22 protein-coding genes are annotated in these 25,655 nt (G+C 66.3%); 12 read left to right on the top strand and 10 right to left on the bottom strand.

Annotated features, from left to right (window positions below; translation table 11 throughout):
* The first annotated feature begins 1 nt into the window (after position 1).
* The 3 genes from lspA to dut all read left to right on the top strand — a co-directional run bounded on the left by lspA (position 2) and on the right by dut (position 2,283).
* Positions 2-502, top strand: a complete 501-nt coding sequence (gene lspA / locus HWX08_RS14825; RefSeq protein ID WP_069257387.1) for a signal peptidase II — start codon at positions 2-4, stop codon at positions 500-502.
* Between the two features lie 67 nt (positions 503-569).
* Complete coding sequence (coaBC, locus tag HWX08_RS14820) at positions 570-1,781, top strand: bifunctional phosphopantothenoylcysteine decarboxylase/phosphopantothenate--cysteine ligase CoaBC (RefSeq protein ID WP_069257388.1); 1,212 nt, start codon at positions 570-572, stop codon at positions 1,779-1,781.
* 55 nt (positions 1,782-1,836) lie between these two features.
* A complete protein-coding gene (gene dut, locus HWX08_RS14815; RefSeq protein ID WP_021160741.1) occupies positions 1,837-2,283 on the top strand; it encodes a dUTP diphosphatase in 447 nt (148 codons plus the stop codon).
* A gap of 47 nt (positions 2,284-2,330) precedes the next feature.
* On the opposite strand, the gene HWX08_RS14810 is transcribed toward dut, so the two are convergent.
* The 4 genes from HWX08_RS14810 to clpS all read right to left on the bottom strand — a co-directional run bounded on the left by HWX08_RS14810 (position 2,331) and on the right by clpS (position 7,331).
* The gene (locus HWX08_RS14810; RefSeq protein WP_069257390.1) at positions 2,331-3,101 is read right to left on the bottom strand and encodes a COG4705 family protein; all 771 of its coding nucleotides are present in this window, start codon (positions 3,099-3,101) and stop codon (positions 2,331-2,333) included.
* A gap of 135 nt (positions 3,102-3,236) precedes the next feature.
* Entirely contained in the window at positions 3,237-4,616 is a 1,380-nt protein-coding gene (locus HWX08_RS14805) for an amino acid permease (RefSeq protein ID WP_174920597.1), read from the bottom strand.
* Between the two features lie 103 nt (positions 4,617-4,719).
* A complete protein-coding gene (gene clpA / locus HWX08_RS14800) occupies positions 4,720-7,020 on the bottom strand; it encodes an ATP-dependent Clp protease ATP-binding subunit ClpA (RefSeq protein ID WP_107313211.1) in 2,301 nt (766 codons plus the stop codon).
* The gene (clpS, locus tag HWX08_RS14795) at positions 7,017-7,331 is read right to left on the bottom strand and encodes an ATP-dependent Clp protease adapter ClpS (RefSeq protein WP_006398529.1); all 315 of its coding nucleotides are present in this window, start codon (positions 7,329-7,331) and stop codon (positions 7,017-7,019) included. The genes clpA and clpS overlap by 4 nt, the downstream gene beginning before the upstream one ends.
* A 543-nt stretch (positions 7,332-7,874) precedes the next feature.
* Between clpS and HWX08_RS14790 the strand changes: the two genes are divergently transcribed.
* Positions 7,875-8,078 carry a cold-shock protein gene (locus HWX08_RS14790; RefSeq protein WP_006488945.1) on the top strand — a complete coding sequence of 68 codons (204 nt, stop codon included), beginning with the start codon at positions 7,875-7,877 and terminating at the stop codon, positions 8,076-8,078.
* A 181-nt stretch (positions 8,079-8,259) separates the two neighbouring features.
* On the opposite strand, the gene HWX08_RS14785 is transcribed toward HWX08_RS14790, so the two are convergent.
* Positions 8,260-9,849, bottom strand: coding sequence for a multicopper oxidase family protein (locus tag HWX08_RS14785; RefSeq protein ID WP_174920598.1), 1,590 nt, complete (start codon positions 9,847-9,849; stop codon positions 8,260-8,262).
* Between the two features lie 632 nt (positions 9,850-10,481).
* On the opposite strand from HWX08_RS14785, the gene HWX08_RS14780 reads away from it, so the two are divergent.
* Positions 10,482-10,706, top strand: coding sequence for a hypothetical protein (locus HWX08_RS14780; RefSeq protein ID WP_006490888.1), 225 nt, complete (start codon positions 10,482-10,484; stop codon positions 10,704-10,706).
* 123 nt (positions 10,707-10,829) lie between these two features.
* On the opposite strand, the gene HWX08_RS14775 is transcribed toward HWX08_RS14780, so the two are convergent.
* On the bottom strand, positions 10,830-13,058 hold the full coding sequence (locus HWX08_RS14775; protein WP_174920599.1) for an NADP-dependent isocitrate dehydrogenase: 2,229 nt from the start codon (positions 13,056-13,058) through the stop codon (positions 10,830-10,832).
* Between the two features lie 248 nt (positions 13,059-13,306).
* Positions 13,307-14,563, bottom strand: coding sequence for an NADP-dependent isocitrate dehydrogenase (gene icd, locus HWX08_RS14770; protein WP_006478026.1), 1,257 nt, complete (start codon positions 14,561-14,563; stop codon positions 13,307-13,309).
* A gap of 277 nt (positions 14,564-14,840) precedes the next feature.
* Here icd and HWX08_RS14765 point away from each other — a divergent pair, with 277 nt between their 5' ends.
* The 5 genes from HWX08_RS14765 (at position 14,841) to HWX08_RS14745 (ending at position 20,084) form a co-directional block, all read left to right on the top strand.
* Positions 14,841-15,419 (top strand): pseudouridine synthase, encoded by a 579-nt coding sequence (locus HWX08_RS14765; RefSeq protein ID WP_174920600.1) that lies wholly within the window; start codon positions 14,841-14,843, stop codon positions 15,417-15,419.
* 281 nt (positions 15,420-15,700) lie between these two features.
* A complete protein-coding gene (locus HWX08_RS14760; protein ID WP_011352970.1) occupies positions 15,701-15,916 on the top strand; it encodes a hypothetical protein in 216 nt (71 codons plus the stop codon).
* Between the two features lie 160 nt (positions 15,917-16,076).
* Positions 16,077-16,577 (top strand): DUF192 domain-containing protein, encoded by a 501-nt coding sequence (locus tag HWX08_RS14755; protein WP_069257396.1) that lies wholly within the window; start codon positions 16,077-16,079, stop codon positions 16,575-16,577.
* Positions 16,578-16,796: 219 nt separating this feature from the next.
* Complete coding sequence (gene fusA / locus HWX08_RS14750; protein WP_069257397.1) at positions 16,797-18,908, top strand: elongation factor G; 2,112 nt, start codon at positions 16,797-16,799, stop codon at positions 18,906-18,908.
* Positions 18,909-19,067: 159 nt separating this feature from the next.
* On the top strand, positions 19,068-20,084 hold the full coding sequence (locus tag HWX08_RS14745; protein WP_174920601.1) for a HoxN/HupN/NixA family nickel/cobalt transporter: 1,017 nt from the start codon (positions 19,068-19,070) through the stop codon (positions 20,082-20,084).
* A 44-nt stretch (positions 20,085-20,128) separates the two neighbouring features.
* Here HWX08_RS14745 and HWX08_RS14740 read toward each other — a convergent pair whose 3' ends face one another.
* A complete protein-coding gene (locus tag HWX08_RS14740; RefSeq protein ID WP_069257399.1) occupies positions 20,129-20,974 on the bottom strand; it encodes an aldo/keto reductase in 846 nt (281 codons plus the stop codon).
* Positions 20,975-21,140: 166 nt separating this feature from the next.
* On the opposite strand from HWX08_RS14740, the gene HWX08_RS14735 reads away from it, so the two are divergent.
* Entirely contained in the window at positions 21,141-21,887 is a 747-nt protein-coding gene (locus tag HWX08_RS14735) for a GntR family transcriptional regulator (protein ID WP_069257400.1), read from the top strand.
* A gap of 20 nt (positions 21,888-21,907) precedes the next feature.
* Here the strand turns inward: HWX08_RS14735 and HWX08_RS14730 are convergent, their stop codons facing one another.
* Positions 21,908-23,299: a CoA transferase gene (locus HWX08_RS14730; protein WP_174920602.1), complete on the bottom strand. Its 1,392-nt coding sequence runs from the start codon at positions 23,297-23,299 to the stop codon at positions 21,908-21,910.
* Between the two features lie 218 nt (positions 23,300-23,517).
* Complete coding sequence (locus HWX08_RS14725; RefSeq protein WP_174920603.1) at positions 23,518-23,841, bottom strand: DUF2917 domain-containing protein; 324 nt, start codon at positions 23,839-23,841, stop codon at positions 23,518-23,520.
* A 207-nt stretch (positions 23,842-24,048) separates the two neighbouring features.
* Between HWX08_RS14725 and mdtD the strand changes: the two genes are divergently transcribed.
* The gene (gene mdtD / locus HWX08_RS14720; RefSeq protein WP_069257403.1) at positions 24,049-25,485 is read left to right on the top strand and encodes a multidrug transporter subunit MdtD; all 1,437 of its coding nucleotides are present in this window, start codon (positions 24,049-24,051) and stop codon (positions 25,483-25,485) included.
* Positions 25,486-25,655: the final 170 nt, after the last annotated feature.

Genomic DNA, 25,655 nt, shown 5'->3' with positions numbered 1-25,655 from the left:
CATGGCGAAAACCCTGTCGAAACCCGCCAGCGGCGCACTCGCGCCCTGGCTCGGTATTTCGCTGATCGTGATCCTGTTCGACCAGTTGTCGAAGATCGCGATCCTAAAGACGTTCGCGTACGGCGCGCAGCATGCGCTGACGTCGTTCTTCAATCTCGTGCTGGTGTACAACCGCGGCGCCGCGTTCGGCTTCCTGTCGACCGCGAGCGGCTGGCAGCGCTGGGCGTTCACCGCGCTCGGCATCGGCGCGACGCTCGTGATCTGCTTCCTGCTGCGCCGCCACGGCCAGCAGCGGCTGTTCAGCCTGTCGCTCGCGCTGATCCTCGGCGGTGCGCTCGGCAACGTGATCGACCGGCTCGTCTACGGCCACGTGATCGACTTCCTCGATTTCCACGTCGGCGCGTGGCATTTCCCGGCGTTCAACCTCGCCGATTCCGCGATCACGGTCGGTGCGGTGCTGCTGATCTACGACGAGCTGCGTCGCGTGCGCGGCTCGCGCTAAGCGCGCATACTCGGCGTCGACGGCCGGCTTCGCGCCGGCCGTTCCGTTTGACCCTTGGAGGCCTGAGTTGGCACACGCAGAACTCGCAGGAAAACACCTCGTTCTCGGCCTGACGGGCGGCATCGCCTGCTACAAGATCGCCGAGCTCACGCGGCTGCTCACGAAGGCCGGCGCGACCGTCCAGGTCGCGATGACCGAAGCCGCCACCCAGTTCATCACGCCCGTCACGATGCAGGCGCTGTCGGGCCGGCCCGTCTACACGAGCCAGTGGGACGCGCGCATCGACAACAACATGGCGCACATCGACCTGTCGCGCGAAGCCGACGCGATCGTGATCGCGCCCGCATCCACCGATTTCCTCGCGAAGCTCGCGCACGGGTTCGCGGACGATTTGCTGTCGACGCTGTGCGTCGCGCGCGATTGCCCGTTGCTCGTCGTCCCCGCCATGAATCGCCAGATGTGGCAGAACCCGGCCACGCAGCGCAACGCCGCGCAACTGCGCGCGGACGGCGTGTCGGTGCTCGGCCCGGATTCGGGCGCGCAGGCGTGCGGCGAAGTCGGCGACGGCCGCATGCTCGAGCCCGAGGCGATCTATGAAGCGATCGTTGCGCACTTCGCGCCGAAGGTGCTCGCGCATCGGCGCGTGCTGATCACGGCCGGGCCGACGTTCGAGCCGCTCGACCCGGTGCGCGGCCTCACGAACCGCTCGAGCGGCAAGATGGGCTTCGCGCTCGCGCGCGCCGCGCAGCAGGCCGGCGCCGACGTGCATCTCGTCGCCGGGCCGGTCGCGCTCGACACGCCGTGGGGCGTGTACCGCCAGGACGTGCAGACGGCCCGCCAGATGTACGACGCGGTCATGCATGCGGTCAACGACGCCGACATCTTCATCGCGGTGGCCGCGGTGGCCGACTGGCGCGTCGAGCAGCCCGCCGAGCACAAGATCAAGAAGACGGCCGATCGCAAGATGCCCACGCTCGCATTCGTCGAAAACCCCGACATCCTCGCGTCGGTCGCCGCGCTGCCCGATCCGCCGTTCTGCGTCGGGTTCGCGGCCGAAAGCGGCGACCTCGACGTGCACGGCGACGAGAAGCGCAAGCGCAAGAACGTGCCGCTGCTCGTCGGCAACCTCGGCCCGCTGACGTTCGGCCGCGACGACAACGAAGTCGTGCTGTTCGAGGCCGCCGGCCTCACCCGCCTGCCGCGCGCCCCGAAGGACGCACTCGCGCACACGCTCGTCGCGGAAATCGCGAAGCGCCTGCCCGACAATCGCCTGATCTGATCACCCGTGCGGCGGCGCTTGCCGCCGCCCCTTTCCCGACCGATTCGACGATCGCATGAAACTCGACCTGAAGATTCTCGACGCGCGTATGCGCGACTACCTGCCCGCCTACGCGACCACCGGCAGCGCGGGCCTCGACCTGCGAGCGTGTCTCGACGCGCCGGTCACGCTGCAGCCGGGCGAAACGACGCTCGTGCCGACGGGCCTCGCGATCCACCTCGCCGACCCCGGCTATGCGGCGCTGATCCTGCCGCGCTCGGGCCTCGGCCACAAGCACGGGATCGTGCTCGGCAACCTGGTCGGCCTGATCGACTCCGACTACCAGGGCCAGTTGATGGTGTCGACGTGGAACCGCGGCCAGACCGAGTTCGTGCTGAACCCGTTCGAGCGCCTCGCGCAGCTCGTGATCGTGCCGGTCGTGCAGGCGCAGTTCAACATCGTCGACGATTTCGCCGAGAGCGATCGCGGCGAAGGCGGCTTCGGCAGCACCGGCCGTCACTGAACGGCACAACGCAAAAAGGGGCCTCGCGGTCCCTTTTTGCGTTCGCGTCATTCGCCGGCTGCACGCGCGATCCGCGTCGGCACCGGTTCGCCGCGCCGCGCGTGCGCGATGCTCGCGTAGATCACCATCGCGACCAGCACGCCGAGCAGCACGGCCGACGAACCGATCGTGCCGAGCGCCAGGCCGCCCTTCGCAACCGGTTTCGTCAGCAGATCACCGACCGTCGCGCCGAACGGGCGCGTGAGCACGAACGCCGCCCAGAACAGCAGCACGCCCGAGATCCGCGTGACATAGTGCGCCAGCACGATCGCCGCGAGCAGCCCGCCGATCAGCAGCGCACCACCGCCGAAGCCGAGCCCCGAGCTGTCCGCGAGGAAGTCGCCGAGCGCGGTGCCGAGCGTATTCGAGAAGAGAATCGCGATCCAGTACAGCAGCTCGACCTTGCGCGTGCGGATCAGGTCGACCGACAGCGATTCGCCGCTCAGGCGCCACACCGCGAAGATTGCCAGCAGGATCGCGACGAGGATCGACGAGCCGGCTGCATAGCCGAGGCCGAGCGTGCGGTCCATGAAGTCGGACATCGTCGTGCCGGCGGTGCTCGTCGCGACGATCACCGCCCAGTAGATCGCCGGGCGATAGCGTGTCGTCCTGAGCTGGGCACCCAGCGTCGCGAGGAAGAAACCGAACAGCAGGATCGAGCTCACCGCGTAGCCGACGTTCAGCGTCATCGACAGCAGGTCGCCGCCGGTTTCGCCGAGCGTCGTCGCGCAGATCTTCATGATCCAGAACGCGAGCGTGATTTCGGGAAGTTTGTTCATTCAGACCCCTTGCAGGAAAGCGGCCGGCCGGCGAGTGCCGGCCCGCCTTGCAGACGGGATCGAATGTAGTCGCTGCGTGCTTAACGGAACCTTAGCGGTCGGGAAGCGCCGCCGCGGGCGGGCACGCCGCCACGGTCAACGGGCATGTTCGTGCCGGTAATGCAGCGCATACGCGAGCGTGAGCAGCACCACGAACACGACGCCGACCACCATCGTCATCCGGAATTCGCGCGTGAACGCGGTCGTGAACAGGATCGCCGCGACGAGCGTCGCACCGAGCAGGCTGCCGAACGGGTGGCCCCACATCCGGAACGCGAGCGCCGGGCCGCGGTACTGCGAACGGAAGCGCAGATGCGTGACGAAGATCATCAGCCACGTGAACAGCGCGCCGAACATCGCGATCGCCATCATCACGGTGAACGCGGTGTCGGGCGCCAGCGCGACCAGCACGGCCGCGACCGCGACGCCGCTCGTCGAGATCCACAGCGCCGCGCGCGGCACGCCGTTCGTGCCGAGCCGGCCGAACACCGCGGGCGCGAGCCGTGCGCGCGACAGGCTGAACATCATCCGCGTCGTCACGTAAAGCTGGCTGTTCATCGCCGACAACGCCGCGATCAGCAGCACGAAGTTGATCACGCCCGCCGCGTACGGCACGTGCGTCGCGGCCATCACCTTCACGAACGGGCTTTCGTCGGTGCCGGCCTGCGTCCACGGCACGATCGCCAGCATCAGCGCGAGCGTCAGCAAGTAGAACAGCACGAGCCGGAACACGGTCGAGCGGAACGCACGCGTGACCGCATGCTGCGGATCGCGCGCCTCGCCGGCCGCGATCGCGACGGCTTCGATGCTCATGTAGCTGAAGATCGCGACGATCACCGCGACCCAGGTGCCCCACGGCCCCTTCGGCATGAAGCCGCCGTGCGCGGTGTAGTTCGCGAAGCCGATGCCCGATGCGGCCGGCGCCGACCACACGAGATAGGCGCCGAGCACGATGAACACGACGATCGCCGCGATCTTCAGCAGCGAGAACGCATACTCGACCGTGCCGTACAGCGTGACGCTCGCGAGGTTCACCGCGATCAGCAGCGCGGAGAAGCCGATCACCCAGTACCAGCCGGGCACGGCCGGGAACCAGTACTTCATGAACACGGCGATCGCACTGATCTCGGTGCCGATCGCGAACACGACCGCGAACCAGTACGCATAACGTACCAGGAAGCCCGCAAGCGGGCCCACGTAGTGCTCGGCATACGCGCCGAACGAGCCGGCCGTCGGATGCGCGACCGTCATTTCCGCGAGCGCGCCCATCAGCAGCAGCGCGATCAGTGCGCCGATCGCATAGGAAACGAGCACGCTCGGGCCGGCGAGCCCGATCGCGAACCCGCTGCCGAGGAACAGCCCCGTGCCGATCGCGCCGCCGATCGCGATCATCGCCATCTGCCCCGACGTCAGCGCGTGGCGCAATCCTTGTTCGCGCGCGACGATATCGTCGAACGACCGTTGTTGTTGTGTCACCGCGTTACCACTCCCCTGCACCACCATCGCGCCACCGGCGCCGGATAAAACGAAACGGCGCGGAGAACTTCCCGCGCCGTTCGCATGAACAACGAATTATCGCTTACTCGACTTCGACCGTCTCTTCGTTCGGCTTGTGCGGCGGATTCGCCAGCTTGTCGAACGACAACTGCACCTTGTCGTTTTCGTCGACGTCGACCGTCACGTGACCGCCGGTGAGGAGCTTGCCGAACAGCAGCTCGTCGGCCAGCGCGCGACGGATCGTGTCCTGGATCAGCCGCTGCATCGGCCGCGCGCCCATCAGCGGGTCGAAGCCGTGCTTCGCGAGATGCTTGCGCAACGCGTCGGTGAAGAGCGCGTCGACCTTCTTCTCGTGCAGCTGTTCCTCCAGCTGGATCAGGAACTTGTCGACCACGCGCATGATGATTTCCTCATCGAGCGAGCGGAAGCTGATGATCGAATCCAGGCGGTTGCGGAACTCCGGCGTGAACAGGCGCTTGATGTCGGTCATCTCGTCGCCCGTCTCGCGGCGCGTCGTGAAGCCGATCGTCGCCTTCTGCATCGACTCGGCGCCCGCGTTCGTCGTCATGATGATGATGACGTTGCGGAAATCCGCCTTGCGGCCGTTGTTGTCCGTCAGCGTGCCGTGGTCCATCACCTGCAGCAGCACGTTGAAGATGTCCGGATGCGCCTTCTCGATTTCGTCGAGCAGCAACACGCAGTGCGGCTTCTTCGTGACGGCTTCGGTCAGCAGGCCGCCCTGGTCGAACCCGACGTAGCCCGGCGGCGCGCCGATCAGACGGCTCACCGCGTGACGCTCCATGTATTCCGACATGTCGAAGCGGATCAGCTCGATGCCGAGCGTGAACGCGAGCTGGCGCGCCACTTCGGTCTTGCCGACGCCCGTCGGGCCGGAGAACAGGAACGCGCCGATCGGCTTGTCCATCTTGCCGAGGCCCGCGCGCGCCATCTTGATCGACGCGGCGAGCGCGTCGATCGCCGGATCCTGGCCGAACACGACGCTCTTCAGGTCGCGGTCGAGCGTCTGCAGCTTGCTGCGATCGTCCTGCGACACGCTCTGCGCCGGCACGCGCGCGATCTTCGAGATGATTTCCTCGATCTCGCTCTTGCCGATCGTCTTCTTCTGCTTCGACTTCGGCAGGATGCGCTGGGCCGCGCCCGCTTCGTCGATCACGTCGATCGCCTTGTCCGGCAGATGACGGTCGGTGATGAAGCGCGCCGACAGTTCGGCCGCGGCCGACAGCGCACCCGACGAATACTTGACGCCGTGGTGCTCCTCGAAGCGCGACTTCAGCCCGCGCAGGATCGCGACCGTCTGCTCGACGGTCGGCTCCGTCACGTCGACCTTCTGGAAGCGCCGCGACAGCGCCGCATCCTTCTCGAAGATGCCGCGATATTCGGTGAACGTGGTCGCGCCGATGCACTTGAGCGTGCCCGACGACAGCGCCGGCTTCAACAGGTTCGACGCGTCGAGCGTGCCGCCCGATGCGGCGCCCGCGCCGATCAGCGTGTGAATTTCGTCGATGAACAGGATCGCGTGCGGACGCTCCTTCAGCTCTTTCAGCACCGTCTTCAGACGCTGCTCGAAATCGCCGCGATACTTGGTGCCCGCGAGCAGCGCGCCCATGTCGAGCGAATAGACCTGCGCATTCGCGAGGATGTCCGGCACTTCGCCGCGCGTGATGCGATACGCGAGCCCTTCGGCGATCGCGGTCTTGCCGACCCCGGCCTCGCCGACGAGCAGCGGATTGTTCTTGCGGCGACGGCACAGCACCTGGACCACGCGCTCGACCTCGGGCTCGCGACCGATCAGCGGATCGATGCGGCCGTCCTTCGCCATCTGGTTCAGGTTCTGCGTGAACTGCGCGAGCGGCGTTTCCTTCTGCGCATTCGCGTCTTCGCTTTCCGCGTTCGCGTCGGACGACTTCGCGGCTTCGCCGCTGTTCGTCTTCGCGATGCCGTGCGAAATGAAGTTCACCACGTCGAGACGCGTGACGCCCTGCTGCTGCAGGTAGTACACGGCATGCGAATCCTTCTCGCCGAAGATCGCGACCAGCACGTTCGCGCCGGTGACTTCCTTCTTGCCGTTCGACGTCGACTGGACGTGCATGATCGCGCGCTGGATCACGCGCTGGAAACCCAGCGTCGGCTGGGTATCGACATCGTCGGTACCCGGGACGGTAGGTGTGTTGTCGTGGATGAAATTGCGCAGGTTCTGACGCAGGTCCTCGATGTTTGCCGCGCACGCGCGCAACACCTCGGCCGCCGTCGGATTATCCAGCAGGGCCAGCAACAGATGCTCGACCGTAATGAACTCATGGCGCGCCTGACGTGCTTCCATGAACGCCATGTGCAGGCTGACTTCCAATTCCTGGGCAATCATGCTTCCTCCATCACGCACTGCAGCGGATGCCCGGCCTGCCGCGCATGGGTAACGACTTGCTCAACCTTGGTCGACGCGATGTCCCGCGTATAGACCCCACATACCCCTCGCCCTTCACGATGGACCTTCAGCATGATCTGCGTGGCCGTCTCGCGATCCTTCTTGAAATACTCCTGGACCACCATCACGACGAATTCCATCGGCGTGAAGTCGTCGTTCAGCAGCACCACCTTGTACATCGAAGGCGGCTTGAGCTTCTGCTGCTTGCGTTCCAGGACGGTACTGTCCTGCTTGTCCGGGATAATCGCCATACACCCATTCTAAACAACTCGGACAGGCCCGCAATCCTGCCATTACCCGACCGACCGGCCGGCGCCCTCCCCGGAAACCCGGAACACGCGATCTTCTTCGTGCCATACGAAAGCCGGCTGCGGTGCCGGCTTTCACGCGTGGCGCGGAACACGAACCGTCAGGGGAACCGCACCGGAACGTCGTATCCGCATCCAGTATCCCACAAGCCGGGACGACTCGAACGCGTGTCACTCGAGCCTGGTATATGAGCCGATTATGCGGCTTTTCAAGCCCTCGCGCTTGGCCGCGTGCTGCGAAGCAAAGCCGGAAAAACCCTGAAAATGGGTTCTTTACAACGGCCCTCTAAACGTCTAAAAATTCCACTTGACACTCCAATAAAGAGCGCCAACAATCAAGCTGGCACTTTTTTCAATTTGCCGGTTGGCGAAATGAAAGAGGCCGAGGTGAGCTTGTGAGGGGGGAACGGCTGCATTTCCGGTCGTTTAGCTTTTCGAGCGTGCTCGTGGTAAGTAGCAGCGACTGTGTGACAGGGGAAGTAGGAAATGGCAACTGGTATCGTTAAGTGGTTCAACGACGCGAAGGGCTTCGGTTTCATCACTCCCGACGAGGGCGGTGAGGATCTGTTTGCGCACTTTTCGGCTATCACCATGAATGGCTTCAAGACGCTGAAGGAAGGCCAGAAGGTGAGCTTTGACGTCGTCCAAGGGCCGAAGGGCAAGCAAGCGTCGAACATCCAGGCCGTATAAGGCACCGGATATCAGACGAAGAAACCCGGCGCATTGCGCCGGGTTTCTTTTTTTCGAGGCCGGCCAATCGATTATCGATTGGCCGGCCTTTTCGTTCAATCCCGATAATTGAACACGTATTGTCTCGTCGCACGCGCAGATCGCATACTCGTCCGGTACGTGAAACATAATCACCACTTCGTTACACGACTTTCAGCGTGCCCATCATGCCGAGATCCTCGTGTTCGAGAATGTGGCAATGAAACATGCGCTCGCCGGGCATGTCCTGCGTGACGAGAATCGACACGGTTTCACCGCTGCGCACGTTCACGGTATCGCGCCATGCGCGGAACGGTTCGCTCGTGCGCGAACCGTCCGCTGCGCGCTCGATCACCTGGAACTGCGTGCCGTGCAGGTGGAACGGGTGATCCATGTCGGTGCCGTTGCGGATCGTCCAGCGCTCGACGTCGCCGCGGCGGCTCGTTAGCGTCGCGCGGTGCGCCGCGTAGGTCTCGCCGTTGATCGTGAAGCGCATGCCCGCCGGGCGCCCGTGCGCGCCGCCCTTCATCATCGCGTCCATGTCCATCTCTTCGCCGAACGCGACCTCCTTGTGCGCGACCGGCTCGCCCAGCGGCGGCACCGCGCGCAGGGTGGCCGGCAGCACGCGGGGGGCGGCCGGCGCGAACGCGACGTCCGCCAGGGCCAGCGCCGGATCGGGCGGCAGGCTGCCGTGCCCGTCGTCGTGCGACATCGACATCTTGCGGCGGTCGTATTCGGCCGCCTGCAGCACCGCGTGCGACGCATGATCGCCGGCGCGCACCAGCAGCTCCGCACGTTCGCCCGGCGCGATCAGCAGCGACGTGACGCGGCGCGGCGCGGCGAACAGCCCGCCGTCGGTGCCCACATGCTCGAACGCGCGGCCGTCGTCGAACGCGACGCGCAGGTAGCGCGCGCTGCACGCGTTCCACACGCGCCAGCGCTCGTCGCCGGCGACGTCGATCCGCGGCCGGCGCGCGCCGTTGACGAGCACGAACTGACCTTCGCGGCCGTTCATCCAGTCCATCATGTCGTTCGGGGCGATCGTGCCGTCGCGCGCAAGCTTCAGGTCCGACACGAACAGGTTGCGCTCGGGCCAGCCCGCCAGCGGATCGTCCGCGGCGCGCACGACGAACGGGCCGGCCAGCCCGCGGAACACCTGCTCGGCCGTCATCATGTGCGGATGCGGGTGGTACCAGTAGGTGCCGGCGCTCCCCTTCGGCAGCGTGAAGCGGTACACGCGCGACGCGCCGGGCGCGACGGGATCGGACGGGTTGCCGTCCTGGTCGGGCGGCACGGGCAGGCCGTGCCAGTGGATCGTCGACGGCTGCCGCAGCTTGTTCACGAACCTGATCTCGACCGTGTCGCCCTCGCGCACGTCGATCAGCGGACCGACGACCGGGCCCTGCGTGCCCGCGCCGAACTGCCAGAACGTGGTCGGCCGGGCGCCGAGCAGCATCGGGCGCGCCACCGGCTGCGCCACCAGCGTGGCCCGGAACGTGCCGGGCTCGCGGCTTTCGTTCGCGAGCGTGCGCAGCGCCGCGAGCGGCGCGCCGGCCGGCAACGCATCGGCGGCCGCGAGCGCGGCCGGCGCGGCCTTGCCGTGCGACCCGTGAGCCGCCATCCCCGACATGCCCGGCATGTCGTCCATCGAGTCCATGCCGGCGTGACCGGCATGCTGCGCCCACGCGGTGCGCGCGAACAGCGACGCGGCTGCGACACCGATGGCGCGCGACAGGAAGGTTCTCCGTATCATCTATCGTTCCTCGTTATCCATGCTGCGTCGCGCGGCCGATGCGACGCCAATGCCCGCGTCATCATAACCGCCGGCCCCTGGCGGGAAGCACCACCGCCGACCGAGCGGCGAAATGCCGCAGGACCCGCCCTTGCCGGCGCATCGAATTCGGCACGTCTCGACCGGCGGCGTCGATCCGCGAAGCACCCACTCACCCGCAACCGTAGCCGTCGTTCGACCCTGCCGCGTGCCCCCGCCGGCCGGTCGTCCGCCGCTTGCCGTTCAGCCCTCACCCTGCACCGGTCGCGTCCCCCGATCGCAAACCCGCCAATATTTCACGATGCGGAACAAATCACTACGTTATAAAAATTTGTGGTGCAGAGCACAAAATTCCCGTTTCGCGATGCCGAAAAACGTTCCGCAATACAAAACGAATGAAATAATTCTTTGTTTTTAAACGAGAATTTTTGTTTAGTGAAGCCGTTCTACACGCACCATCCGAGCGGGTCGCGGACGTAGACTTTGTCCCATGCACTGACGCTTCGCCACGACGTTCGATACGGAACCCGGCGCAAGCAGCCAGTCGGGCCGCTGCCGGTCGAACCGGCAAACGGCACAACAGAATCGCTTGTGATCAGAAAGGGAGAACGGAAATGAAGGGATTTCGCTTTGGTTCAGCGCTCGGGTCGTTCTACATCCTGCCGGGTAACGGCGGCTGGGAAGCGACGTTCGGCAACGCCCTGCTCGGCGCATTCTCGTGCCCCGAAGTGGCAGCCGACCACATCTCCCGCGGCGACTGCGAGCAACTGTCCGAACTGGATACCGCGACGCTCGAAGTGCCGCACGAAATCGCCGAATGGGAAATCGTTCACGTCTGAATGACAAGCCGGAAACGAAAAACGCCCCGGACATCCGGGGCGTTTGTCTTTTGTAGCGGGCGGCAGGCAGCAATACCCGCCGCGCCGACACACGCATCGGCTCGCGCGATGGCGCGGCCCGCGTCAGGCGAGCGCGTCGACGATGCCGTTCAGCGTCGCGCTCGGACGCATTGCCTGGCTCGTCAGCTCGACGTTCGGGCGGTAGTAGCCGCCGATGGCCTGCGCGCTGCCCTGCGCGGCCGCCAGTTCTTCCAGAATGCGCGCTTCGTTGTCGGACAGCGCCTTCGCGACGCCTTCGAACTGCGCCTTCAGCACGGCGTCCTCGGTCTGCTCGGCCAGCGCCTGCGCCCAGTACAGGCACAGGTAGAAGTGGCTGCCGCGGTTGTCGAGGCCGCCGACCTTGCGCGCCGGCGACTTGTTCTCGTCCAGGAACTTGCCGGTGGCCTGGTCGAGCGTCTTCGCGAGCACGAGCGCCTTCGGGTTCTGATACGCGTTGCCCAGGTGCTCGAGCGACGCGGCCAGCGCAAGGAATTCGCCGAGCGAATCCCAGCGCAGGAAGCCTTCCTCGACGAACTGCTGCACGTGCTTCGGCGCCGAACCGCCCGCACCCGTCTCGAACATCCCGCCGCCGGCCATCAGCGGCACGATCGACAGCATCTTCGCGCTGGTGCCGAGCTCCATGATCGGGAACAGGTCGGTCAGGTAATCGCGCAGCACGTTGCCGGTGACCGAGATCGTGTCCTTGCCCGCCCGGATGCGCTCGAGCGAGAAACGCGTCGCGTCGACCGGCGTCATCACGCGGATGTCCAGGCCGGTCGTGTCGTGATCCTTCAGGTAGCGTTCGACCTTCGCGATGATCTGCGCGTCGTGCGCACGTGCCGGGTCGAGCCAGAACACGGCCGGCGCGCCGGTCGCGCGTGCGCGATTCACCGCGAGCTTCACCCAGTCCTGCACCGGTGCGTCCTTCGTCTGGCACATGCGCCAGATGTCGCCCGATTCCACCGCATGCTCGAGGAGCACGTTGCCCGCTTCGTCGGTGACGCGCACGACGCCGTCCGCCGGAATCTGGAACGTCTTGTCGTGCGAACCGTATTCTTCAGCCGCCTGCGCCATCAGGCCGACGTTCGGCACGCTGCCCATCGTGACCGGATCGAACGCGCCGTGCTGCTTGCAGTCCTCGATCACCGCCTGGTACACGCCGGCGTAGCAACGGTCCGGAATCACGGCCTTCGCGTCGTACAGCTGACCGTCCGGGCCCCACATGCCGCCCGAATCGCGGATCATCGCCGGCATCGATGCGTCGACGATCACGTCGCTCGGCACGTGCAGGTTCGTGATGCCCTTGTCCGAGTTGACCATCGCGAGGCGCGGGCGCACCGCGTATTCGGCCTTGACGTCGGCTTCGATCGCTTCGCGCGTGTCGGCCGGCAGGTCCTTCAGGCGTGCGTACAGGTCGCCGATCCCGTTGTTCGGGTTGAAGCCGACCTTCGCCAGCAGGTCTGCGTGCTTCGCGAGCGCGTCGCGGTAGAACACCGACACGAACTGGCCGAACAGGATCGGGTCCGAGACCTTCATCATGGTCGCCTTCAGGTGCACCGAGAACAGCACGTCCTGCGCCTTCGCGTCGGCGATCTGCGCTTCGATGAAGCTGCGCAGCGCCTTGCGGCTCATCACCGACGCGTCGATCACTTCACCGGCCTTCACGGCCGTCTTTTCCTTCAGCACCTTCTTCACGCCGTCGGTGGTCGTGAGTTCGATCTTCACGCTGCCGGCGTCGCCGATCAACGCCGACTTCTCGCTGCCGTAGAAGTCGCCTTCGCTCATGTGCGCGACGTGCGCCTTCGACGTGGACTTCCACGCGCCCATCTTGTGCGGATGCTTGCGTGCGTAGTTCTTGACCGACAGCGGCGCGCGGCGGTCGGAGTTGCCTTCGCGCAGCACCGGGTTCACCGCGCTGCCCTTGATCTTGTCGTAGCGGGCCTTGATCGCCTTCTCTTCGTCGGTCGACGCTTCGTCCGGATAGGCCGGCAGCGGGTAGCCCTGCGCCTGCAGTTCGGCGATCGCGGCCTTCAGCTGCGGCACCGATGCGCTGATGTTCGGCAGCTTGATGATGTTCGCTTCCGGCTTCAGCGTGAGCTGGCCCAGCTCGGCCAGATCGTCGGAACCCTTCTGCTCGGGCGGCAGGATGTCTGCGAATGCCGCGATGATGCGGCCGGCGAGCGAGATGTCGCGCGTTTCGACGGCGACGCCGGACGAGCGCGTGAAGGCCTTGACGATCGGCAGCAGCGAATAGGTCGCGAGCGCGGGCGCTTCGTCGGTGAGGGTGTAGATGATCTTGGGCGAAGTGGACATGGTCGATGCGTTGCTACGTGAAAATTGTGACTGGGGTGCGCCGGCGGTAACCGGCGGGGAGCGACCGGGTCGGTCGCGAAAGGGGCGCGCCGGCTCAGCCGGGCGAGGGTGTTGCGAGGGCCGTCATGTTCTACCTTGCAGGGCCGCGTGGCCGCCCCGCCAACAAACCTGCCATCCACGAAACGCTCCGGCGCCGGCAGTCAGCGCCGGGGCGGCCGGCAACCTGCCGGCCCACCCCGGAAGGGGTCTTACATGTTCTCGATCAGCACTTCACCGAAGCCCGAGCACGACACCTGCGTCGCACCTTCCATCAGGCGCGCGAAGTCGTACGTGACGCGCTTCTGCAGGATCGACTTCTCCATCGCGGCGATGATCGTATCGGCTGCTTCCGTCCAGCCGAGGTGGCGCAGCATCATTTCCGCCGACAGGATCTCGGAACCCGGGTTCACGTAATCCTTGCCCGCGTACTTCGGCGCGGTGCCGTGCGTCGCTTCGAACATCGCGACCGAATCCGAAAGGTTCGCGCCCGGCGCGATCCCGATGCCGCCGACCTGCGCAGCGAGCGCGTCGGAAATGTAGTCGCCGTTCAGGTTCAGCGTGGCGATCACGTCGTATTCGGCCGGGCGCAGCAGGATCTGCTGCAGGAACGCATCGGCGATCGAATCCTTGATCACGATCTCGTTGCCCGTCTTCGGGTTCTTCACGCGCATCCACGGGCCGCCGTCGATCAGCTCGCCGCCGAATTCCTTCTGCGCGAGCGCGTAGCCGGCGTCACGGAACAGGCCTTCCGTGAACTTCATGATGTTGCCCTTGTGCACCAGCGTGACCGACTTGCGATCGTTGTCGATCGCATACTGGATCGCCTTGCGCACCAGACGCTCGGTGCCTTCGGTCGACACGGGCTTGACGCCGATCCCCGAGGTTTCCGGGAAGCGGATCTTCTTCACGCCCATCTCGTCCTGCAGGAACTTGATGACCTTCTTCGCCTGCTCGGAGCCCGCGGCCCATTCGATGCCCGCGTAGATGTCTTCCGAGTTCTCGCGGAAGATCACCATGTCGATCTTTTGCGGCTCGCGCACCGGCGACGGCACGCCCTTGAAGTACTGCACGGGGCGCAGGCACACGTACAGGTCGAGTTCCTGGCGCAGCGCGACGTTCAGCGAACGGATGCCGCCGCCGACCGGCGTCGTGAGCGGCCCCTTGATCGACACCACGTATTCCTTCAGCACCTGCAGCGTTTCGTCCGGGAGCCACACGTCCGGACCGTACACCTTCGTCGCCTTCTCGCCCGCGAAGATCTCCATCCAGTGGATCTTGCGCTTGCCCTTGTACGCATGCGCGACCGCCGCGTCGACGACCTTGATCATGACCGGCGTGATATCGAAGCCCGTACCGTCGCCTTCGATATAGGGAATGATCGGCTGATCGGAAACGTTGAGCGAGAAGTCCTTGTTGACGGTGATCTTGTCACCGCCTTCCGGAACCTTGATGTGCTGATACGGCATGATCGACTCCAGTGACGTGGCTGAGCAGGTGATGCTGGTCGAAGCTGCGCGCGCGGCGGGGGCGCGACATGGCCACCCCGTGACGGCAACAGCGAGCCGCTATTCTAGCGCCCCAACCGGGCACTTCGGCACGAAGCGCGGCACTGCGTATCAAGACCCCACTTATGTCTTATATAAGACAGAGGACTTGCCGTTCCGTATTATGCATTAAGATTCCGCCATTTGCCATAGACCGCCCGCCCCCGCTTCCCGCGGCACGCCGGACGGCCGCTCCGCCATGAACCTGATCGCCCTCAACAAGCCGTTCGGCACGATTTGCCAGTTTTCCGCGCACGAGACGCGCCCGTCGCTCGGCGACTGGGTAAAAACGCCCGGCGTGTACGCGGCCGGGCGGCTCGACGCGGACAGCGAAGGGTTGCTGCTGCTCACCGACGACGGCGCGCTGCAGGCGCGCATCGCCGAGCCGCGCCACAAGCTCGTCAAGCGCTACTGGGCGCAGGTCGAGGGCGCGCCCGGCCCCGCCGACCTGAAGGCGCTCGCCCGCGGCGTCGATCTCGGCGACTACGTGACGCGTCCGTGCCGCGCCGAATTCATCGAGCCGCCCGACACGCTGTGGGCACGCACCCCGCCGATCCGCTACCGTGCCGCGATCCCGACCACCTGGATCGAACTCGCGATCACCGAAGGCAAGAACCGGCAGGTGCGCCGGATGACGGCGGCCATGGGCTTCCCGACGTTGCGCCTGGTGCGCGTCGGCATCGGCGCACTGGACATATTCGCGCTCGGCATTGCACCGGGCGAAACGATCGCGCTACCGCCGCGCGCGCCGTGGGACGGTTTCGCGGCCGCCGGATGACGCAGGCGAGACACGCGAATTTTTCGTCATCTTTTTCGTCAACCGCCCGCGAAGATCGCGCGTTAAACCACGCAGATGCCAACCTTAGCTATCCGGCATTGGCAGCCGAACCCGTGTTTGCGTCACGAAAGCGACGTTTTTCTCGAATACGATTCGGCGCCCGCAGCGCAATGAGAAATTTCTCGAAGCGTCTGTCAACCGAAAGGTGGATGGCACCGTTAGACGACATGACTCCTATTGCCGGGTCATTTGGTTAATTAACTAAAGCTGAGGAACACAACATGAACAAACTGATCGCCGCTCTGGTCGCTGGCCTCTTCGCAACGGCTGCTTTCGCACAAGCATCGGCTCCGGAAGCTGCTCCGGCTGCTGCTGAAGCTGCTTCGGCACCGGCTAAGCACGCTGCCAAGAAGCACCACGCAGCCAAGAAGCACCACAAGGCATCGAAGAAGGCTGCAGCAAGCGACGCAGCAGCACCGGCAGCTGCTTCGAACTAAGTAAGCTTGCTGTAATAACGCAGTCAAGAACACGCAGTTCTGCCGTTCTTACGGCGTTGAAAGGCAGATCACCGCAAGGCGATCTGCCTTTTTCTTTTTTGTGCCTGCCGGCACGCATCGCGTACCATGCGGGTCTTGCTTTCCAGACAGGAGCCCAGCTGTGTCATTCTCCCTTCGCTCGTCGCTCGGCCGCCTCGCGCGCGCCGCTGTGTTCCCCGCCGCGCTCGCCGTCCTCGCGCTCGGCATGCAGGCCGCCGGCGCGCAGGTGCCGCCCGGCGCGAAGCAGCCGAGCGAATTCCCGCGCGTGAAGCTGCGCGCCGGCATGTACGTGATCGACGCGGCCGTCGCCGCGAACGACCCCGATCGCGAACAGGGGCTGATGTACCGTTCGCAGCTCGCGCCGAACGAAGGCATGCTGTTCGTGTTCAACGAGAACGCGGTGCACTGCTTCTGGATGAAGAACACGCTGATTCCGCTGTCGATCGCGTTCATTCGCGCGGACGGCACGATCACCGACATCGACGAGATGAAGGCCGAAACGACCGACAACCACTGCCCGCGCAACAACGGCGTCTATGCGCTCGAAATGAGCAAGGGCTGGTTCGCGGCGAAGGGCATCAAGCCCGGCATGAAGCTCGAAGGTCTGCCGCAGGCCCAATAACGGCCCTCGCCGCGGCGTCGCGCCGCGTATCGACCTAAGCCGGCTGCCCGTTGGGCGCCGGCTTTTTTGTCGCCCGTCGTCGGCTGCGCCCGGCTTGAATCCACCGTTGTCGGCCGCATCTGCAAAAGCCACGCGCAAGCGCTATGCTTGAAGTCTCGCTTGTTCCAGTCCGGGCCGGCCCAGCCGGCCCGCTTACGATCCGAACCTAAGGAGGTTCACGTGCCCCGCAAAACCCCCATCGAGCGCTATCGCAATATCGGGATCAGCGCTCACATCGATGCCGGCAAGACCACGACGACCGAGCGCATCCTGTTTTACACCGGCGTGAGCCACAAGATCGGCGAAGTGCACGACGGCGCGGCCACGATGGACTGGATGGAACAGGAGCAGGAACGCGGCATCACGATCACGTCGGCGGCGACCACGGCCTTCTGGAAGGGCATGGCCGGCAACTATCCGGAGCACCGGATCAACATCATCGACACCCCCGGGCACGTCGACTTCACGATCGAGGTCGAGCGCTCGATGCGCGTGCTCGACGGTGCGTGCATGGTCTACGACTCGGTCGGCGGCGTGCAGCCGCAATCCGAAACCGTGTGGCGCCAGGCGAACAAGTACAAGGTGCCGCGCATCGCGTTCGTCAACAAGATGGACCGCGTCGGCGCGGACTTCTTCCGCGTGCAGCGGCAGATCGGCGAGCGCCTGAAAGGCGTCGCCGTGCCGATCCAGATTCCGATCGGCGCGGAAGATCATTTCCAGGGCGTCGTCGATCTCGTGAAGATGAAGGCGATCGTGTGGGACGACGAAAGCCAGGGCGTGAAGTTCACGTACGAGGAGATCCCCGCGAACCTCGTCGAACTCGCACACGAGTGGCGCGAGAAGATGGTCGAGGCTGCCGCCGAAGCGAGCGAGGAACTGCTCGAGAAGTACCTGCACGACCACGAATCGCTGACCGAGGACGAGATCAAGGCCGCGCTGCGCAAGCGCACGATCGCGAACGAGATCGTGCCGATGCTGTGCGGCAGCGCGTTCAAGAACAAGGGCGTGCAGGCGATGCTCGACGCGGTGATCGACTACCTGCCGTCGCCCGTCGACGTGCCGGCAATCCTCGGCCACGACTTCGCCGATCCGGAAAAGCCGGCGGAACGTCATCCGAGCGACGACGAGCCGTTCTCGTCGCTCGCGTTCAAGATCATGACCGACCCGTTCGTCGGCCAGCTGATCTTCTTCCGCGTGTATTCAGGCGTCGTCGAATCGGGCGACACGGTGCTCAACGCGACCAAGGACAAGAAGGAACGGCTCGGCCGGATCCTGCAGATGCACGCGAACGAGCGCAAGGAAATCAAGGAAGTGCGCGCGGGCGACATCGCGGCGGCCGTCGGCCTGAAGGAGGCGACAACCGGCGACACGCTGTGCGATCCGGCCAAGCCGATCATCCTCGAGAAGATGGAATTCCCGGAACCGGTGATCTCGCAGGCCGTCGAGCCGAAGACGAAGGCCGACCAGGAAAAGATGGGCCTCGCGCTGAACCGCCTGGCACAGGAAGATCCGTCGTTCCGCGTGCAGACTGACGAGGAATCCGGCCAGACGATCATTTCTGGGATGGGCGAGCTCCACCTCGAAATCCTGGTCGACCGGATGAAGCGTGAATTCGGCGTCGAGGCGACGGTCGGCAAGCCGCAGGTCGCGTATCGCGAAACGGTGCGCACGACGGCGTCCGACGTCGAAGGCAAGTTCGTCAAGCAGTCGGGCGGTCGCGGTCAGTACGGCCATGCGGTGATCACGCTCGAACCGAACCCGGGCAAGGGCTACGAGTTCCTCGACGAGATCAAGGGCGGCGTGATTCCGCGCGAATTCATCCCGGCCGTCGACAAGGGCATCACCGAAACGCTGAAGAGCGGCGTGCTCGCGGGCTATCCGGTCGTCGACGTGAAGGTGCACCTGACGTTCGGCTCGTACCACGACGTCGACTCGAACGAAAACGCGTTCCGCATGGCCGGTTCGATGGCGTTCAAGGAAGCGATGCGCCGCGCTAAGCCGGTGCTGCTCGAGCCGATGATGGCGGTCGAGGTCGAAACGCCCGAGGACTTCATGGGCAACGTGATGGGCGACCTGTCGAGCCGGCGCGGCATCGTGCAGGGGATGGAGGACATTGCGGGCGGCGGCGGCAAGCTGGTGCGCGCCGAAGTGCCGCTCGCGGAGATGTTCGGCTATTCGACGTCGCTGCGTTCGGCCACGCAGGGCCGCGCGACCTACACGATGGAGTTCAAGCACTACGCGGAAACGCCGGCCAACGTGTCGGAAGCCGTGATCAACGCGAAAGTGAAGTAAGCAGCGGCGCGCTCGCAAGCAAGGCCCGTCCGGTTCCGGACGGGCCTTTTTCGTTGGCGCGCGCTCCGCGCTTCGTCCACGCGCCAATTTTTGATCGGCATGCCCGGCTTTTTTTCGCGTGCCACAATACGTCGCGATTCGCCAGATGGAACCCTCCCGATGCCGCCCACCCCTGCCCTGCGCCGCCTGCTGATCCTCTATGCCGGCCTGATTGCCGCGAACGCCGCCGTCTGGCTATGGGCGCTCGCCGTGTTGCGCGATCATCCGCTGCTGCTCGGCACCGCGGCGATCGCATACGGGCTCGGGCTGCGTCACGCGGTCGACGCCGATCACATCGCCGCGATCGACGTCGCGACGCGCAAACTGATGCAGGAAGGCCAGCGCCCGGTGAGCGTCGGGCTGTTCTTTTCGCTCGGCCATTCGACGATCGTGATCGCCGCGACGCTCGGCATCGCGCTGACCGCGTTCGCGCTGCGCGACCGGTTCGATGCCTTCCGCGAGATCGGCGGCACGATCGGCACGGCGGTGTCGGCCACCTTCCTGCTCGTGCTCGCGTGCGTGAACCTGATGATCCTGCGCGACGTGTGGCGCCGCTATCGCGGCACGCGCGGACACGGACACGGGCACGATCGCGCGCATGTGCACCGGCCTGCCGGGCTCGTCTCCCGGCTGCTGCGTCCGCTGTTCCGGTTCGTGTCGAAGAGCTGGCACATGTATCCGGTCGGCGTGCTGTTCGGGCTCGGCTTCGATACCGCGACCGAAATCGGCCTGCTCGCGATCGCCGCCGCGCAGGCGAGCCAGGGGCTGCCGGTCTATACGGTCATGCTGTTTCCCGCGCTGTTCACCGCCGGCATGACGCTGATCGACTCGACCGACAATGTGCTGATGATTCACGCGTACGGCTGGGCGATGGACGATCCGCAGCGCAAGCTGCTCTACAACGCGAGCATCACGTTCGTGTCGGCGGCCGTCGCGCTCGCGATCGGCGGCATCGAGGCCGCCGGCCTGCTGGCCGACAAGCTGTCGCTGACGGGGCCCGTGCGCGACGCGCTCGATGCGCTCGGCGAACGCTTCGGCTCGATCGGCTACGGCATCGTCGCGCTGTTCCTCGTCTGCTGGATCGCGTCAATCCTGTTCCATCGCTGGCAGCGCGCGGCCGACGCGCCCGCGCGCTGAGCACGCGCCGCGCGCTTCCCGCGGCGCGGCACCCTTCGGCGCATTCAGAGCATTTCGAGCGCGCGCTTGCTGCGCGGCGGGCGGAAATACGCGTCGAGCTGCGCGTGCTCGTCGTCGGTCAGCACCAGGTCGAGCGCCGCGCGATTGTCGCGCACGTGTTCGAGCCGCGACGCCTTCGGGATCGCGAACACCCCGGGCCGGGCCAGCACCCACGCAAGCGCGACGCGCATCACCGACACGCCGCGCTGCCGGGCGATCTCGTCGAGCGGCGAATGCTTCGGCAGCCGCCCGTGATCGACCGGGCTGTAGGCCATCGCCGGCATCCGGTGATCGGCCAGCCACGGCAGCAAGTCGAATTCCGGGCCGCGTCGCGCGATGTTGTACAGGATCTGGTTGGTCGCGCACGCGCCGCCGCCGGCTTCGTCGACGAGCTCGGCCATGTCGGCCGTATCGAAGTTGCTGACGCCCCAGTGGCGAATCTTGCCCGCGCGCTGCAACGCCTCGAAACCCTCCACCGTTTCGGCGAGCGGCACCGAGCCGCGCCAGTGCAGCAGGTACAGGTCGACGCGATCGGTGCGCAGGCGCTTGAGGCTCGCTTCGCACGCCGCGACGACGCCGCGCCGGCTCGCATGGTGCGGATAGACCTTGCTGACGAGGAACACGTCGTCGCGCAGGCCCGCGAGCGCGTCGCCGACCAGTTCTTCTGTCGCGCCGTCGCCGTACATCTCGGCCGTATCGACGAGCGTCATCCCGAGCGAGATACCTTCGCGCAGCGCGGCGATCTCGTCCGCGCGCCGGGCCGGGCGCTCGCCCATTTCCCACGTGCCGAGCCCCAGCTTCGGAATCGTCTCGCCGTCCGGCAGGACGACCGTGGCGATCGTGTCTGTCATGCGTTCCTCGTTGCGGATTCGTGGCCGCGCACCGCGGCCCTGGCAGGGAATACGACGCATCAGTGTAGTCAATCGGCACGCGATTCACCTATTGCACGGCAAAAACCGGCTATAACGGCGCGACGCGATGACTTAGAATGGCCGCAACCTGATCGATACCCATTCCATGAAGGCATCCACGGACGACCGCTGGCAGGACCTGCGCCCCGACCCCGACAACGACACGCCGCTCTACCTGCAGCTCGCCCGCAAGCTCGGCGACGCGATCCACGACAACCGCTGGACGGCCGGCGAAGCGTTGCCGTCCGAGCGCGTGCTGTCCGACGCGCTCGGCGTATCGCGCATCACCGCGCGCAAGGCGATCGCGCTGCTCGTCGAACAGGGGCTGATTCGCCGCACGCAGGGCGCCGGCAACTTCATCCAGCCGCGCTACGAGGATCCGCTGTCGCGGCTGTCGAGCTTCAGCGAAATGCTCGAGCGGCGCGGCTTCAAGCCGAGCTCGCAATGGCTCGCGCGCGAGATCCAGCCGGCGAACCGAGACGAAGTGATCCAGCTCGGGCTGTCGCCGGCCGCGTCGGTCACGCGCCTGAAACGCCTGCGCCTCGCCGACGGCATCGTGATGGCCGTCGAGAACTCGACGTTCCCCGCGACGCTGATTCCCGATCCGCAGGCGATCGCCGGCTCGCTGTACAGCTATCTCGAAGCGCGCGGCACGCCGATCGTGCGCGCGCTGCAGCATTTCCGCGCGGTCAACGCGACCGACGAGATCGCCGAACAGATGGGCATCGCCCCGCACGACGCGCTGCTGCTGATCACGCGGATCGGCTATACGTCGGACCAGCGGGCCATCGAACTGACCGATACCTACTGCCGCAACGACTACTACGACTTCGTCGTCGAACTGCGCAAGTAACTGTGCCGCACCGGCGGCGCTCACAGCCAGCGCGCGTCGTCGGTGCCGGGCGGCACGGGCGCTCGCGCAAGCGACGGCGGAGTCGCCGACAGCCGCTCGGCCGGCAGCACCGCGTCGAGTGTGCCGAACGGCGACGCGATGCGCTCCATGCGGTCGCGCACGTCCGCGAGCGCGAAATCGGGCGCCCGCAGGCCGTCCGGCAGGATGCCGAACGACTGCAGCCAGCGCCCCGTCTGCGCGAGCGACACGCGCACGTGCCAGCTTCCCCCTTCGCGCGAGCGCCGCGCGAGTGCGATCATCGCGCCGAACGCCGCCAGATAACCCGTTGCATGATCGAGCGCCTGGCACGGCAGGTGGCCCGGCGCATGCGCATGCGCGGCCTGCTGTTCCTGCCACGCGATCCCGCTCGCCGACTGCATGAGGCTGTCGAAGCCGCGCCGCTGCGCCCACGGCCCCGCATGCCCGTAGGCCGAGATCGACACGTACACGATGCCTGGCCTGAGCGCCGCCAGGTCTTGCGGCCCGAAGCCGCGCGCCGCGAGCGCGCCGGGGCGATACGACTGCACGAACACGTCCGCATCGCGTACGAGTGCGTGCAGCGTATCGACGCCGGCCGCATCGCGCAGGTCGATCCAGGTCGAACGCTTGCCGCGCCCGTTGTCGATCACGAGCGGCGCAATGTTCGGCAGGTGCGGGGCATTGACGAGCAGCGTATGCGCGCCGTACGACGCCAGCGTGCGGCCCGCGACCGGCCCCGCGATGATGCGCGTGAGATCGAGCACGCGCACACCGGCGAGCGCGTGGCCGGCTTCGCCGCGGCCGATCGGCTCGCGCGGCGCAGCGCCGATCCGCTCGACCTCGAACAGCGGCAGCGCCGCGATCGCGCGCGCCTGCTCGTGCGCCGCCCACTCGTCAGGTGTTCTGATCAATGCGGCGCACAGCCCGGCGTCGGCCAGCGCGGTCTCGAGCGCCGCGCCGTCCCGCGTACGGATCGCCGAGGCGACGTCGTCGCGCTGCGCATCGCAGCCGAGTACGTCGAGGATCCCGTGCAGGTGATGCGGGAAGTTCGCGTGCAACTGGATCCAGCGGCCGTCGCGCGTGTCGTAGAAGCCCGTCACCGAATGACGCAGCGCCGGCGGCGGGCCGTCGTTCACACGCAGGTAGCGTTCGCTGCGGAACGCGACGAGCGCGTCGCGCACCGAGACGTCGACCGATTGCGCGACACCCGTGCGAAGCCGGTGGCATTCGGCCGCCGCGAGCCCGGCCGCCGCGATCGTCGCCGCGGCGAGCGTGCCGACCCGGAAGGTCGACGGCAACGTCGGGTCGTGCCCCGTCACGGTCGCGCGGGCCAGCGCGCCGGGGTCGCCGCGTGCGAGCTTCCACAGATGCGTCAACGCGAGTTCGGGTGTCATGGCGAAACGGGCGGTGGGGAGACTAGATCGAGTCTAGGAGTCGCGACCGTCGCGAGCAATCGTGAATGTGCGGGTCGACCGGGCGTTCGCTCGACCCGCACGCGACGAAGCCGCGCGCGAATCATGTCGATCGCGCGAATCGCCGAAAGCCGCATGCCGGATCGCACCTGCGTTCGAACGATCCGCGAACGAACGGAAAGCCGATCCGGCCCCGATCACTACGTCGGCAGCGATGCGGGCGCGTGACGCCGGCCGTCGCGCCACGCGACGAGCGGCCGCCACCATGCGTGCGCGGCACGCGTGGCCGGCACCTCGAGCGGACCGAACGTGAACGTCGCGCCCTGCGCCACGGCGCTGACCCAGACGCGCATGCCGGGCGCAAGCGTCAGCGAATCCCCGGCGCCGAGCCAGTGATCGTCGGGCCGGCCCTCGATCGTCACCCACACCTCGCCGTCGGCCACCTCCAGCGCGGTGCGATCGACGATCCGCCACCGACCGGCCGGCTCGTCGCCGTCGATCACGTAAATTCGCAGTTCGCGCATCGCAGCCTCCTGTCGCACGGGTCCGATGGCACCAGTATTCCGGACAGCGGCAGCACACGGACAGATACGGTTGCAGACACTTTCGACCGAACTGTACTGGTCATTCGACGAGGACGGGCGCCGGCCTGCCGGGCTTCGCGCCGAACCGGCACGATGCGATGGCTTTCCCTACAATGTCGGCTGTCCCGCGCCACCGCCCCCGCCCTCATGTTCCAGCGCCCGCCTGCCGCCGCCCCCGGCGAAAAAAACCTCACCGTGATGCTCTGGCTCGTCGCAACGGGCTTCTTCATGCAGACGCTCGACTCGACGATCGTCAACACCGCGCTGCCGTCGATGGCCGCGAGCCTCGGCGAATCGCCGCTGCGGATGCAGTCGGTCGTGATCGCGTACTCGCTGACGATGGCGGTAATGATCCCCGTATCGGGCTGGCTCGCCGATACGTTCGGCACGCGGCGCGTGTTCTTCAGCGCGATCCTGGTGTTCTCGCTCGGCTCGCTGCTGTGCGCGAACGCGCATACGCTGACGCAGCTCGTCGCGTTCCGCGTCGTGCAGGGCGTCGGCGGCGCGATGCTGCTGCCGGTCGGACGGCTCGCGGTGTTGCGCACGTTCCCGGCCGAACGCTACCTGCCCGCGCTGTCGTTCGTCGCGATCCCCGGCCTGATCGGCCCGCTGATCGGGCCGACGCTCGGCGGCTGGCTCGTGAAGATCGCGTCGTGGCACTGGATTTTCCTGATCAACGTGCCGGTCGGCGTCGCCGGCTGCATCGCGACCTTCTATTCGATGCCCGATGCGCGCAACCCGGCCGTCGGCCGCTTCGACCTGAAGGGCTATCTGCTGCTGACGATCGGCATGGTCGCGATCTCGCTGTCGCTCGACGGGCTCGCCGATCTCGGCATGCAGCACGCGGCCGTGCTCGTGCTGCTGATCCTGAGCCTCGCGTGCTTCGTCGCGTACGGGCTGTACGCGGTGCGCGCGCCGCAGCCGATCTTCTCGCTCGAACTGTTCAGGATCCACACGTTCAGCGTCGGGCTGCTCGGCAACCTGTTCGCGCGGATCGGCAGCGGCGCGATGCCGTACCTGATCCCGCTGCTGCTGCAGGTGAGCCTCGGCTACTCGGCGTTCGAGGCCGGGCTGATGATGCTGCCGGTGGCGGCGGCCGGGATGTTCTCGAAGCGGATTATCACGCGCCTGATCACGCGGCACGGCTATCGCAAGGTGCTGCTCGCGAACACGATCATGGTCGGCGTGATGATGGCGAGCTTCGCGCTGATGCGCGACACGGTGCCCGTCTGGGTGAAGGTCGTGCATCTCGCGCTGTTCGGCGGCTTCAACTCGATGCAGTTCACCGCGATGAACACGCTGACGCTGAAGGATCTCGGCACGGGCGGCGCGAGCAGCGGCAACAGCCTGTTCTCGCTCGTGCAGATGCTGTCGATGAGCCTCGGCGTCACGGTCGCGGGCGCGCTGCTCGCGACGTTCACGGGCATGCTGCGCACCGTGACGCCGAGCAACACGCTGCCGGCGTTCCATGCGACGTTCCTCTGCGTCGGGATCATCACGGCGGCTTCCGCGTGGATCTTCGCGCAGCTCGCGCCCGAGATCCGGAGCACCGCGCGCAAGACCGACCCGTCCGAGCGTACGTGATGCGGCACGCGCGCCGAACCGGGTCGGCGCGCACCATTGCGGTGCAGTGCGCCCCGCGATGCGGCCGCGGTATCGGCTGCCGCACCGGTCGCGGCGCCGGCGGCCCGAGCGCGACGCGCCGCCGCACGGCGTACGATGCCGTGCACGCTTCTTGCTGACCTATTCTCTAG

This window comes from Burkholderia metallica, assembly GCF_902832845.1.
Classification (GTDB): domain Bacteria; phylum Pseudomonadota; class Gammaproteobacteria; order Burkholderiales; family Burkholderiaceae; genus Burkholderia; species Burkholderia metallica.
This window is presented reverse-complemented; position numbering and strand designations above follow the sequence as displayed.